This window comes from Staphylococcus sp. HMSC056G08, from assembly GCF_001812305.1.
GTDB classification, from domain to species: Bacteria; Bacillota; Bacilli; order Staphylococcales; family Staphylococcaceae; genus Staphylococcus; species Staphylococcus simulans.
In genome coordinates this window covers 4573-16945 of the sequence record NZ_KV808499.1, presented here as the reverse complement: position 1 = coordinate 16945, position 12373 = coordinate 4573, and the positions used below count along the sequence as shown (strand labels likewise).

The following is a 12373-nucleotide window of genomic DNA, read 5'->3' as shown; positions in this document are numbered from 1 at the left end:
CAAGTTATAACGGTAGTTTGTCTACGGTCTGAGCCAAGCTGAAATCAGCTTGGCTTTATTTAGTCTATATTACGTTATTTAAATGACTTATTTAAATGTTTCACTTAAGAAGTCTTCAACTTGCTCTGGTGATTTAGCATTTGCTGAGTGCAAGTGTGCTGTTTTTTCACCGTTTTTGAAAACAAGTAAACTTGGAATACCCATTACTTCGTAATCTTGAGCAACATCTTCTAATTCGTCACGATTTACGTTGTACCATTTATAGTCGTTGTATTTTTCAACAATTGGATCAATCCACATATCCATTGCGCGACAATCAGGGCACCATCCTGCTTCGAATTTAATAATCACAGGTTCGTTACTTTCGATAATTTTATCGAAATCTTCACGTGTTTTAATTGCTTCCATTTTCATTTCGCTCCTTTTTCTAATCCTATTATATATATTATAGCGAATTTGAACGTAAATTTAAAAATATTAAACCGACAATTTAAAGCGTTATTTTTAGAAATTTGGTATATTAGACATAATAGTTAAAGGAGGTCAAAAGATGATTAGATTTTATCAGTACCAAAACTGTACGACATGCAAGAAAGCAGCAAAATTTTTAGATGAATATGGTGTAAGTTATGAACCTATCGACATCGTAGAACTAAACCCTAATAAAAGAGAACTACAAGATATTATTGATAAAACCGGCGTTGAAATTGATAAGCTATTCAATAAACGCGGAGGTAAGTATCGTGAACTAGGTCTGAAAGATAGACTTGACAGTTTGTCTGATGATGAAAAACTAGATTTATTGGCTTCTGACGGAATGCTTGTTAAAAGACCACTTGCGGTTTCAGGCAATAAAATCACACTTGGTTTCAACGAAAAAGAGTACAAAGATACTTGGGTAAACTAATTTATAGTCATTATAGGTAGTAAATATCTTATTGATATGCGCTTTATTTACACAAAAAATTAAAAAACTACAAGATGTCTATAAATAGTTGAATGAAAAGGTTTCATATGGCATCATAAAAGAGTATTCATTTATTAATTAGGAGGGGATTCGTGTGGCAGTGCCAGAGGAATTAAAATATTCAAAAGAACATGAATGGGTTAAAGTTGAGGACGATACAGTAACTATCGGTATCACTGAATACGCACAAGGAGAACTTGGTGACATCGTATTCGTTGAATTACCAGAAACTGACGATGATATCGAAGAGGGCGAATCTTTCGGAAGTGTAGAATCAGTTAAAACTGTTTCTGAATTATACGCACCAGTTTCAGGAACTGTAGTTGAAGTCAACGAAGAATTAGAAGACAGTCCAGAATTCGTAAATGAATCACCATACGAAAAAGCATGGATGGTTAAAGTAAAATTAAATGACACAAGCCAATTAGATGATTTATTATCAGCTGATCAATACAAAGAAATGATCGGTGAATAATCGGCTTTAAAAATCAAACTCCAAGATACTTTGTATTTTGGGGTTATTTTTTATTTGAAATAGGCTATAACAAACTAGAGCGCTAAAGTGCTGAACCTTTACAGCTGAATAATACATAATTTATCGTGTTTATTTAGTTGTTAAACAAGTTGCGTGTCTTTAAAACAACACCTGCGTTACAATGAAAGTATCAACTTACGCAACAATTTTATATAAGTTGGCAGAACCTAAGCATTTACGTTTGCGAGTAATGAAGCAATGATATCACGAGAGTATTGGAGTGTAGTGAATATGGCATTGTTAGAAAAAGTAATCGTTGTTGAAGGTAAAACAGATAAAAAGCGTGTACAAGAAGTGATTGATGAGCCTGTACAAATTATTTGTACGCACGGCACAATGGGCATTGATAAACTTGACGATATGATAGAACACTTATATGAACGTCCTGTCTATATATTAGTGGATGCAGATAAAGAAGGCCGTCGCATCCGTCAATGGTTCAAACATTATCTATCAGAAAGTGAACATATCTTTGTCGATAGAACTTATTCTGAAGTCGCACGTTGTCCGCGCCCTTATCTTGCCAAAGTGCTTAGAAACCATGGCTTTATGGTAAAAGGTGAAGCACCCGTGAAAGGATTAGTTTATAAATGAACGTTAAGCAAGAAATTACAGATATCAAACAAAATTTTGATCAAGACAAGCACTTGATTTTCGGTTACACACCGATGTGTGGAACATGTAAAGTTTCAGAGAGAATGTTAGATATAGCTAATGAAATTTTACAGCTTCCGTTGGTCAAAGCAGATTTGAATTTCCATCCTGATTTCAGTGAAGCTTATCAAATTCAATCTGTTCCTGTTTTGTTAGTGATGTCGAAAGATAAGGAGATAGACCGTATTTACGCATTTCAGTCTGTTCCTTATTTATTAGAAAATTTAAAATAGTTGTTGACTACTTCTGAGTGAAGTGGTAGGATAAATATCAATTAAATAGTTATCTCTTATCAAGAGAGGTGGAGGGATGTGCCCGACGAAACCCGGCAACCGTCTTATTTATAAGAAATGGTGCCAATTCACAAAAAGTTGAACTGCTTTTGAAGATGAGAGAAAGAAATTTCAAATTGCTTTCTCTTTAATGCTCATAGCAGCGATAAGGGAAAGCTTTTTTAATTTGTAGGTAGGTATTGCAAGGAAAGGGGAGAATGTAGTGATTCAACTGAAGCAAATCGTCAAAAGATATAAGACGAAACACCAAGAAGTACTGGCAGTTGATCATGTCGATTTAGATGTGTCGGAAGGTACCATTTACGGTGTCATCGGTTTTTCAGGTGCCGGTAAAAGTACACTTGTCAGAATTTTAAATTATTTAGAAGAACCAACATCAGGTCAAGTCATAATAGATGGAGATGAATTAGGACAACTCAGCAAAGCGCAACTAAGGAAAAAGCGTCAAAAGGTAAGTATGATATTCCAACACTTCAACTTATTATGGTCTAGAACAGTGTTAGATAATATTAAGTTTCCGTTGGAAATTGCTGGCGTGGATAAAGCGGCAGCTGAAAAAAGAGCGAAAGAATTAGTTGAGCTTGTAGGACTCAAAGGACGAGAAAAAGCATATCCGTCAGAGTTATCTGGTGGTCAAAAACAAAGGGTTGGTATCGCACGTGCCTTAGCCAACGATCCAAAAGTATTACTTTGTGATGAAGCTACAAGTGCTTTAGATCCTCAAACAACAGATGAAATTTTAGAACTCTTATTAAAAATCAGAAAAGAAGAAGATTTAACAATCGTGATTATCACACATGAAATGAATGTGATTCGCCAAATCTGCGACGAAGTTGCAGTAATGGAAAATGGTAAGGTCATCGAACGCGGTGAAGTTAAAGAAGTGTTTGAAAACCCTAAACATCAAGTGACGAAACGTTTCGTTAAAGAAGGCTTGAATGACCAATTTGATGAATCAATTCAGGAACTGATTCCAGAGTCGACAAACGGTTATATTGTACGTTTGAACTTCGTAGGTGAAGAGACGACAGAACCGATTGTGTCATATATCACTCAAAAATATAATCTGAATGTGAACATACTAGAAGCGAATATCCGCCATTCGAAAAGCGGACCAATCGGTTTTCTAATTGTACATATTGCAGACTTGAAAACTGAATTTTTTGATGATTTTAAAAACGAATTAGAGAATCGTAATGTAGGTGTGGAGGTGGTTCGTAATGGATAAATCGTTCAGTGATATATTACGTGAAATGGTCACAATGCCGAATGTTCAATGGGACCAAGTTTGGCTGGCTACATACGAAACACTCTATATGACAGCCATTTCTACAATTTTTGCGTTCGTGATCGGTTTAATTCTAGGCGTACTATTATTCCTAACAGCTAAGAGTAAATCACCGACAGCAAAAGTGTTTTATCAAATCGTGTCATTTATTGTGAACTTATTCAGAGCAATTCCATTCATCATTTTAATCTTGCTGTTGATTCCGTTCACAAGTTTATTACTTGGCACAATCAGTGGTCCGACAGGAGCACTTCCAGCATTAGTTATTGGTGCGGCTCCATTCTATGCACGTTTAGTGGAAATCGCATTTAAAGAAATTGATAAAGGCGTTATTGAAGCAGCGCGTTCTATGGGAGCAAACACATGGACGATTATTCGCAAAGTGTTAATTCCAGAATCACGTCCTGCCTTGATTTCAGGTATTACAGTTACTGCAATCGCATTAGTCGGTTCTACTGCAGTTGCCGGTGTTATCGGTGCAGGCGGTTTAGGTAACTTAGCATATTTAACTGGTTTTACTCGAAACCAAAATGATGTCATTTTAGTTTCAACAATCTTTATTTTAGTGTTTGTGTTCATCATTCAATTTGTGGGTGACTGGGCTACAAATAAAATTGATAAACGTTAATTCTATTTTGAAAGGATCAATCCAATGAAAAAAATTATTAGTATTTTAGCGGTTTTAGTATTAACTGTAGTTTTAGCAGCATGTGGCAGTAAGGATAAATCAGCAGGAGGCGAAGATTCTAAAACAATCACAGTTGGTGCTTCACCAGCGCCTCACGCTGAACTTTTAGAACAAGCTAAACCTATTTTGAAAAAAGAAGGTTATGACTTGAAAATCAAAACAATCAACGACTATACAACACCTAACAAATTAGTAAACAGCGGTGAATTGGATGCGAACTTCTTCCAACACACACCTTATTTAAACACTGAGAAAAAAGATAAAGGGTACAAATTAGTATCTGTTGGTAACGTTCACTTAGAACCAATGGCTGTATACTCTAAAAAATATAAAAGCTTAAAAGAATTGCCAAAAGGTGCAACAGTTTATGTTTCTAACAACCCAGCTGAAGAAGGACGTTTCTTGAAATTCTTCGTTGACGAAGGTTTAATCAAATTGAAAAAAGGCGTTAAAATCCAAGATGCACACTTCAGTGATATCGTAGAAAACAAAAAAGATATCAAATTCAACAACAAACAATCAGCTGAATATTTACCAAAAATCTATCAAAACGAAGATGTTGATGCAGCAATTATCAACTCTAACTTCGCTATTGAACAAAAATTAAGCCCTAAAAAAGACTCAATCGCTCTTGAAAAACCTGAAAATAACCCATACGCAAACTTAGTAGCGGTTAAAGAAGGTCACGAAAAAGATAAAAAAATCAAAGCTTTAATCAAAGCATTACAATCTCAAGATATTAAAGATTACATCAATAAAAAATATGATGGTGCTGTGATCCCAGCTGAATAAGAAATTATTAGTCACTCTCAAGTATAGATGCTTGGGAGTGATTTTTTGCGTCTATTAATAGTATAGGATGCAAGGATACCCTATCATAATATGTGACAAAGATATGGGTAATGATAATAGAAGGACAGAAAATGAGAATCAGTAGCTTTGAAATTCGTGCAACATTTCACATTGAAACGCTTTAACGAAACTCATTACAATTTAAGAATTCTTTTTATTTAGGTACTTAAAAGGTTTATTCTGGGGTTTAATTGCGTTATAATTTATAAATGTACCAATGTAGTGCAGTTTTGACTACAGATTAAAATTATTATAAACTAGTAATTGAAATACTATTTATGTTTACGGAGGGACTTTTAATGCCATCAACATTGGAGATTAAAGACTTACACGTGTCTATTGAGGATAAAGAAATTTTAAAAGGTGTTAACTTAACAATTAACACGGGAGAAATTCATGCAGTTATGGGACCTAACGGTACTGGTAAATCTACTTTATCAGCAGCAATCATGGGTCACCCAGCTTTCACAGTAACTAAAGGTGAAGTATTACTTGACGGTGTTAACGTTTTAGAATTAGACGTTGACGAACGTGCAAAAGCAGGTTTATTCCTAGCTATGCAATATCCATCAGAAATTACTGGTGTTACAAACGCAGACTTCATGCGTTCAGCAATTAATGCGAAACGTGAAGAAGGTAAAGAAATCAACTTAATGCAATTCATTAAGAAATTAGATAAAGAAATGGAATTCCTAGATATGGATCCAGACATGGCGCAACGTTACCTTAACGAAGGTTTCTCAGGCGGCGAGAAAAAACGTAACGAAATTTTACAATTAATAATGTTACAACCTAAATTCGCTATCCTAGACGAAATTGACTCAGGTTTAGATATCGATGCGTTAAAAGTTGTGTCTAAAGGTATCAACGAAATGCGTGGAGATGATTTCGGTTCATTAATCATTACGCACTATCAACGTTTATTAAACTACATTACACCTGATTTCGTACACGTTATGTACAACGGTAAAATCGTTAAAACTGGTGGTCCAGAATTAGCACATCGTTTAGAAAATGAAGGTTATGAATGGGTTAAAGAAGAATTCAGCGAAGCGTAAATCATTTACGTAAAGAAGAAACAACCGATTAAATGTTATAAGTATCGTTAGGAGGATATTAAGTTATGACGACTGAAACTTTGAACATTTCTGAAGCAGAACTTGTTGAGTATTCACAAGCCCAAAATGAACCTTCTTGGATGACAGAATTACGTAAAGAAGCGTTGAAACTAACTGAAACTTTAGAAATGCCAAAACCAGATAAAACTAAAATCACAAAATGGGATTTCGACTCATTTAAACAATTCGAAACAAAAGCTGAAACTTATCAAGATATCAGTGAAATTCCAGATTCAATTGAAAAAATCATTGATGTTGAAAAAACTGAAAACTTAGTGATTCAACACAATAATACACTTGCTTATACACGCGTTTCAGAAGAAGCGAAAAAAGACGGTGTAATTATTGAAGGCTTAGCAGATGCTTTAGTGAATCATGGAGATTTAGTTCAAAAATATTTGATGAAAGATGCGGTTAACGTAGATGAACACCGTTTAACAGCGTTGCATACTGCATTAATCAATGGCGGCTTATTCGTATATGTACCGAAAAATGTAGTCGTTGAACATCCAATTCAATATGTAGTTTTACATGATGATGAAAATGCAAGCTTCTTCAATCACGTTATTATTGTGACTGAACAAAGTGCAGAAGTGACTTATGTTGAAAACTACTTGTCAGATGCAAGTGGCGAAGGCAATCAAGTGAACATTGTTTCTGAAGTGATTGCTGGTGCGAACTCTAAAATCACTTATGGTGCAGTAGACTATTTAGATAAAGGTTTCACTAGCCATATTATTCGTCGTGGTATTACTGAAGCGGATGCATCAATTAACTGGGCACTTGGATTAATGAACAAAGGTAACCAAATTATTGATAACACAACTAATTTAATTGGGGACCGTTCTACAAGTGTATTAAAATCAGTAGCAGTAGGTACTGGAGATCAAAAATCAAATGTAACATCTAAAATCGTTCAATACGGTAAAGAAACAGATGGTTACATTCTTAAACACGGTGTAGTTGAAGAAGCAGCGACTATTATCTTTAATGGTATCGGTTATATCAAACACGGTGGTTCAAAATCAGTTGCGAACCAAGAATCACGTGTGTTAATGCTTTCTGAAAAAGCACGCGGAGATGCGAACCCAATTCTATTAATCGATGAAGATGACGTAGAAGCAGGTCACGCAGCTTCAGTTGGTCGTGTTGATGACGAACAACTTTACTATTTAATGAGTCGTGGTATTTCTCAACAAGAAGCTGAACGTTTAATTATTCATGGTTTCTTAGATCCAGTAGTAAGAGAACTGCCAATAGAAGATGTAAAACGTCAATTACGTGACGTTATTGAATTACGAGTATCAAAATAAAAAGTATAAGCTAGGCAGGAGAGATTAAAAACAGGAGGAAGTCAGCTGATGATATGTGCATCACTGCGTCGTATTCCTCCTTCTCTTTACGCTTTTGAATAACCTGTTCGCAGTCAATTATTATTCATTAAATCCTGTCAGCTTGTAAGTTATTTTGTACGACAAGTGATTATTAATGAAGAAAGGTCTGTGGATATAGTGGCCGAAACAACACTAAATGTTAATGAAGTTATTGAAGATTTTCCAATCTTGAAACAACAAGTCAATGGCAAACGCTTAGCTTATTTAGATACAACAGCGACAAGTCAAACACCACTTCAAGTAATCGAAGCGATTGACGATTATTATAAACGTTACAATTCTAATGTGCATCGTGGTGTACACACACTCGGCTCATTAGCAACAGATGGTTATGAAGGTGCACGCGAAACAGTAAGACGTTTCATTAATGCACGTTACTTTGAAGAAATTATTTTCACAAGAGGTACAACAGCTTCTATTAACTTAGTCGCACGTAGTTATGGTGATGCGAATGTTTCAGAAGGCGATGAAATTGTCGTAACTGAAATGGAACATCATGCTAACATCGTACCTTGGCAAGAATTAGCACGCCGTAAAGGTGCAACTTTAAAATTCATCCCGATGACAGAAACAGGTGAATTAAACATCGAAGATGTGAAAGCCACAATTAATGACAACACTAAAATTGTAGCGATTGCACATGTATCTAACGTTTTAGGTACAATCAACGATGTGAAAGAAATTGCGAAAGTTGCGCATGAACATGGTGCAATTATCAGTGTGGACGGTGCACAAGCAGCACCACACATGAAAATTGATGTGCAAGATTTAGATGTAGACTTTTACAGTTTCAGCGGACACAAAATGCTTGGTCCTACAGGTATTGGTGTCTTATATGGTAAACGCAGTCTGCTTAAAGATATGGAACCTATCGAATACGGCGGTGACATGATTGACTTCGTAGGTAAATATGAAGCAACTTGGACAGACTTGCCAACAAAATTCGAAGCAGGTACACCTTTAATTGCACAAGCTATTGGCTTAGCTGAAGCAATTAAATACCTTGAAAACATTGGTTTTGATGCGATTCATCAACATGAAAAAGAGTTGACTGAATATGCATACGAACAAATGGATGCGATTGAAGACTTAGAAATCTATGGTCCGCCAAAAGACAGACGTGCTGGTGTGATTACTTTCAACTTGAAAGACATTCATCCACATGACGTTGCGACGGCATTAGACACAGAAGGTGTTGCTGTACGTGCAGGACATCACTGTGCACAACCATTAATGAAATGGTTGAATCAATCTTCAACAGCAAGAGCAAGTTTCTATATCTATAATACAAAAGAAGACATTGATCAATTAATTTACGCTTTAAACCAAACGAAGGAGTTTTTCTCATATGAATTTTAATAATTTAGATCAACTATATAGATCTGTAATTATGGACCATTATAAAAATCCGAGAAACAAAGGTAAATTAGATAATGGCTCTTTAACTGTTGATATGAATAACCCAACATGCGGAGACCGAATTCACCTTACTTTCGATATTGTTGATGGCATTATTGAGGATGCTAAATTTGATGGTGAAGGTTGTTCAATTTCAATGTCTAGTGCATCTATGATGACTGAAGCAGTTAAAGGTCATTCGTTAAAAGAAGCATTAGAAATGAGTCAAGAATTTTCTAAAATGATGCTTGGCGAAGATTATGAATTAACTGAAGATATGGGAGATATTGAAGCATTACAAGGTGTTTCTCAATTCCCTGCACGTATTAAATGTGCAACACTTGCTTGGAAAGCTTTAGAAAAAGGTACTGTGGAACGTGAAGGTCAAGCAGATACTGATTCTGAAGAAAATGCAAAATAAGCACCCATAACGGGTAAAGAATAAGTAACTGGCAAGGTGGTTTCTAACTTGTCAGTTCCATGATAGACTGGTTTATACAAGTAGCAATATTCAATAGAATATTGTGAAAGCTATAAATCATCATGAAGTTCTATCAATTGATTGAAATATTGCCACGTGTCTATGTATCGTGTTGATTATATAAAAGGAGTGATTGAAATGGCTAAAAAAGCACCTGATGTTGGGGATTACAAATATGGTTTCCACGACGATGATGTGTCCATTTTCAGATCAGAACGCGGATTAACAGAAAATATCGTAACTGAGATTTCAAAAATGAAAGAAGAACCTCAATGGATGTTAGACTTCCGTCTAAAATCTTTAGAGTTATTCTATAAAATGCCAATGCCACAATGGGGCGGCGACTTGTCAGAGTTAAACTTTGACGATATCACTTACTATGTAAAACCTTCTGAACAAGCAGAACGTTCATGGGACGAAGTACCTGAAGAAATCAAACGTACTTTCGACCGTTTAGGTATTCCTGAAGCAGAGCAAAAATATCTTGCTGGGGTTTCTGCACAATATGAATCAGAAGTTGTTTACCAAAACATGGAAGCTGAATTAGAAGAGAAAGGTGTTGTCTTCAAAGACACTGACTCTGCATTACGTGAAAACGAAGAATTATTCAAAGAATACTTCGCTTCAGTAGTTCCAGCTGCAGATAACAAATTCGCAGCATTGAACTCAGCAGTATGGTCAGGTGGTTCATTCATTTATATTCCTAAGAATATTAAATTAGATACACCACTACAAGCATACTTCCGTATTAACTCAGAAAACATGGGTCAATTCGAACGTACTTTAATCATCGCTGATGAAGGTGCTTCAGTGCACTACGTTGAAGGTTGTACAGCACCTGTGTACACTACAAACTCACTACACTCAGCTGTAGTTGAAATCATTGTACACAAAGATGCACACGTTCGTTATACTACAATTCAAAACTGGGCTAACAACGTTTATAACTTAGTTACAAAACGTACTTTAGTTCATGAGAATGGTAACATGGAATGGGTTGACGGTAACTTAGGTTCTAAGTTGACTATGAAATACCCTAACTGTGTATTAGCTGGTGAAGGTGCGAAAGGAAGTACACTTTCAATCGCATTAGCTGGTAAAGGACAAGTTCAAGATGCGGGTGCGAAAATGATTCACTTAGCACCAAACACATCTTCAACTATCGTCTCAAAATCTATCTCAAAAGATGGCGGTAAAGTTGTTTACCGTGGTATCGTTAAATTTGGACGTAAAGCTAAACGTGCACGTTCAAACATCGAATGCGATACTTTAATCTTAGATAACAAATCAACTTCAGATACGATTCCTTATAATGAAATTATGAACGATGACATTTCATTAGAACACGAAGCGAAAGTATCTAAAGTATCAGAAGAGCAACTCTTCTACTTGATGAGCCGTGGTATTTCAGAAGAAGAAGCAACTGAAATGATCGTAATGGGCTTCATCGAACCATTCACAAAAGAACTACCAATGGAATATGCCGTTGAAATGAACCGTCTAATCAAATTCGAAATGGAAGGTAGTATTGGATAGCTATAAACCGCGTGGTTGTGCGATTCTTATAGTCGGAAGATGGATATTGATACCATTTTGATACCATTTACTCATCAAAAATGGCTATCGCATCATGCTTTTTCTGGGTGTATAAATGGCTGTAAGTGCCCATCGTTTCAGTGATTTGAGCGTGTCTCATGAGTGACTGTAAAACGAAAATATCTACACCATTATTCGCAAGGTATGATGCATAAGAATGTCTCAGCGTGTGTATGTTATAATGTGGGAAAGCCTTTTGAAATTTTTTATGAACATGACTATAATGTTTAGGTGCAATTCCACCGAAAATAAAATAACTACGTTCATCAAAATATTTGTTAGCTGCTTTTTCACGTTGGAAGCGATCAGCTAACATTTGGTTAATAAATTTAGGTAAGGGGACAATATCTTCAGAGCTTTCAGTTTTAGCTCTGGGGTATATAGTCCGATTAGAGATGTCCATAGTTTTGTCTATGGATATCTCTTTTTTATATTTATTAAAGTCTGTCCATACTAACGCCATTGCTTCTCCAATTCGCAAACCGGTATAAAACATCAACTTAAATAATTCTTGATAGTCTTGTTCCTCTACTTCTTTTACACGCTCATCAAATTCTTCTCTTAACATATACTTTGGTTTAGGTTTAACACGTGGAATCGGTTTAATTGAGATAGTAGGATCTATACGCAAACCGAAATATTTTTTAGCGTAGTTGATAACTACTTTGAAGCCAGACCATATTGTGCGTGCAGTGTTAGTGGAAGGGATGTTATCCATTAGATACTTTCGGAACTCTTGACACTGGTTCTGCGTAATCTTGTTTATATTAATATGTCCGAATTTATCTTTAAAGTGTCTATTGTATTCATTGATTTTACGCTTTTTAGTTTTAGGTCTTAGGTCGCTATGCTCTAAATAATGCTTGAACACATAGTCGAAGGTATTCGAATCGCTATAACCCTCATTAATATCATTTAAAAACGCAGCTTCTGCATATTTAGCTTCTCTTTTAGTACTGTAACCTCGTTTCATTTTACGCTTGTTATTACCGTAAACATCTTTATATCTGATAGAAAAATACCATTTGTTTGTACTATCGTCTTTATATACTGGCATTTTTACTCATTCCTCCTCAAAAAAGGTAAAAAAATAATAAGGGTACGGTGGT

General features: G+C 35.5%; 14 protein-coding genes and 1 riboswitch. Of the genes, 12 read left to right on the top strand and 2 right to left on the bottom strand.

From position 1 onward, the window contains the following. Nucleotides 1-87 precede the first annotated feature (87 nt). A complete protein-coding gene (locus tag HMPREF2846_RS08920) occupies nucleotides 88-408 on the bottom strand; it encodes a thioredoxin family protein (protein ID WP_002481588.1) in 321 nt (106 codons plus the stop codon). Nucleotides 409-550: 142 nt separating this feature from the next. Between HMPREF2846_RS08920 and HMPREF2846_RS08915 the strand changes: the two genes are divergently transcribed. The 12 genes from HMPREF2846_RS08915 to sufB all read left to right on the top strand — a co-directional run bounded on the left by HMPREF2846_RS08915 (nucleotide 551) and on the right by sufB (nucleotide 11204). After that, nucleotides 551-907, top strand: coding sequence for an arsenate reductase family protein (locus HMPREF2846_RS08915; RefSeq protein ID WP_002481589.1), 357 nt, complete (start codon nucleotides 551-553; stop codon nucleotides 905-907). 154 nt (nucleotides 908-1061) lie between these two features. Continuing rightward, nucleotides 1062-1442 carry a glycine cleavage system protein GcvH gene (gene gcvH / locus HMPREF2846_RS08910; RefSeq protein WP_002481590.1) on the top strand — a complete coding sequence of 127 codons (381 nt, stop codon included), beginning with the start codon at nucleotides 1062-1064 and terminating at the stop codon, nucleotides 1440-1442. A gap of 291 nt (nucleotides 1443-1733) precedes the next feature. Further along, nucleotides 1734-2096 carry a toprim domain-containing protein gene (locus HMPREF2846_RS08905; RefSeq protein WP_002481591.1) on the top strand — a complete coding sequence of 121 codons (363 nt, stop codon included), beginning with the start codon at nucleotides 1734-1736 and terminating at the stop codon, nucleotides 2094-2096. Continuing rightward, nucleotides 2093-2389, top strand: a complete 297-nt coding sequence (locus tag HMPREF2846_RS08900; RefSeq protein WP_002481592.1) for a thioredoxin family protein — start codon at nucleotides 2093-2095, stop codon at nucleotides 2387-2389. The genes HMPREF2846_RS08905 and HMPREF2846_RS08900 overlap by 4 nt, the downstream gene beginning before the upstream one ends. Before the next feature lie 53 nt (nucleotides 2390-2442). Next, nucleotides 2443-2551, top strand: a riboswitch (SAM riboswitch). A 100-nt stretch (nucleotides 2552-2651) separates the two neighbouring features. Beyond that, complete coding sequence (locus tag HMPREF2846_RS08895) at nucleotides 2652-3677, top strand: methionine ABC transporter ATP-binding protein (RefSeq protein ID WP_070626477.1); 1026 nt, start codon at nucleotides 2652-2654, stop codon at nucleotides 3675-3677. Then, nucleotides 3670-4365, top strand: a complete 696-nt coding sequence (locus tag HMPREF2846_RS08890) for a methionine ABC transporter permease (protein ID WP_002481594.1) — start codon at nucleotides 3670-3672, stop codon at nucleotides 4363-4365. The genes HMPREF2846_RS08895 and HMPREF2846_RS08890 overlap by 8 nt, the downstream gene beginning before the upstream one ends. A gap of 24 nt (nucleotides 4366-4389) precedes the next feature. Continuing rightward, a complete protein-coding gene (locus HMPREF2846_RS08885; protein WP_002481595.1) occupies nucleotides 4390-5217 on the top strand; it encodes a MetQ/NlpA family ABC transporter substrate-binding protein in 828 nt (275 codons plus the stop codon). Nucleotides 5218-5576: 359 nt separating this feature from the next. After that, the gene (gene sufC / locus HMPREF2846_RS08880) at nucleotides 5577-6335 is read left to right on the top strand and encodes a Fe-S cluster assembly ATPase SufC (RefSeq protein ID WP_070626476.1); all 759 of its coding nucleotides are present in this window, start codon (nucleotides 5577-5579) and stop codon (nucleotides 6333-6335) included. 65 nt (nucleotides 6336-6400) lie between these two features. Continuing rightward, complete coding sequence (gene sufD / locus HMPREF2846_RS08875) at nucleotides 6401-7708, top strand: Fe-S cluster assembly protein SufD (RefSeq protein WP_057510817.1); 1308 nt, start codon at nucleotides 6401-6403, stop codon at nucleotides 7706-7708. Between the two features lie 189 nt (nucleotides 7709-7897). After that, the gene (locus tag HMPREF2846_RS08870) at nucleotides 7898-9148 is read left to right on the top strand and encodes a cysteine desulfurase (protein ID WP_176745483.1); all 1251 of its coding nucleotides are present in this window, start codon (nucleotides 7898-7900) and stop codon (nucleotides 9146-9148) included. Then, entirely contained in the window at nucleotides 9138-9608 is a 471-nt protein-coding gene (gene sufU, locus HMPREF2846_RS08865; RefSeq protein ID WP_023015332.1) for a Fe-S cluster assembly sulfur transfer protein SufU, read from the top strand. The genes HMPREF2846_RS08870 and sufU overlap by 11 nt, the downstream gene beginning before the upstream one ends. Nucleotides 9609-9806: 198 nt before the next feature. Further along, nucleotides 9807-11204 (top strand): Fe-S cluster assembly protein SufB, encoded by a 1398-nt coding sequence (gene sufB / locus HMPREF2846_RS08860; protein WP_002481616.1) that lies wholly within the window; start codon nucleotides 9807-9809, stop codon nucleotides 11202-11204. 67 nt (nucleotides 11205-11271) lie between these two features. Here sufB and HMPREF2846_RS08855 read toward each other — a convergent pair whose 3' ends face one another. Then, the gene (locus tag HMPREF2846_RS08855) at nucleotides 11272-12321 is read right to left on the bottom strand and encodes a site-specific integrase (protein WP_070626475.1); all 1050 of its coding nucleotides are present in this window, start codon (nucleotides 12319-12321) and stop codon (nucleotides 11272-11274) included. Nucleotides 12322-12373 lie beyond the last annotated feature (52 nt).

Excerpts from the sequence above, each read along its gene's own strand:
- HMPREF2846_RS08900 (WP_002481592.1), top strand. The coding sequence starts at position 2,093 with ATGAACGTTAAGCAAGAAATTACAGATATCAAACAAAATTTTGATCAA.
- HMPREF2846_RS08885 (WP_002481595.1), top strand. The coding sequence starts at position 4,390 with ATGAAAAAAATTATTAGTATTTTAGCGGTTTTAGTATTAACTGTAGTT.
- sufD (WP_057510817.1), top strand. The coding sequence starts at position 6,401 with ATGACGACTGAAACTTTGAACATTTCTGAAGCAGAACTTGTTGAGTAT.
- HMPREF2846_RS08915 (WP_002481589.1), top strand. The coding sequence starts at position 551 with ATGATTAGATTTTATCAGTACCAAAACTGTACGACATGCAAGAAAGCA.
- HMPREF2846_RS08920 (WP_002481588.1), bottom strand. The coding sequence starts at position 408 with ATGGAAGCAATTAAAACACGTGAAGATTTCGATAAAATTATCGAAAGT.
- sufB (WP_002481616.1), top strand. The coding sequence starts at position 9,807 with ATGGCTAAAAAAGCACCTGATGTTGGGGATTACAAATATGGTTTCCAC.
- sufU (WP_023015332.1), top strand. The coding sequence starts at position 9,138 with ATGAATTTTAATAATTTAGATCAACTATATAGATCTGTAATTATGGAC.
- HMPREF2846_RS08905 (WP_002481591.1), top strand. The coding sequence starts at position 1,734 with ATGGCATTGTTAGAAAAAGTAATCGTTGTTGAAGGTAAAACAGATAAA.
- HMPREF2846_RS08855 (WP_070626475.1), bottom strand. The coding sequence starts at position 12,321 with ATGCCAGTATATAAAGACGATAGTACAAACAAATGGTATTTTTCTATC.
- sufC (WP_070626476.1), top strand. The coding sequence starts at position 5,577 with ATGCCATCAACATTGGAGATTAAAGACTTACACGTGTCTATTGAGGAT.
- HMPREF2846_RS08890 (WP_002481594.1), top strand. The coding sequence starts at position 3,670 with ATGGATAAATCGTTCAGTGATATATTACGTGAAATGGTCACAATGCCG.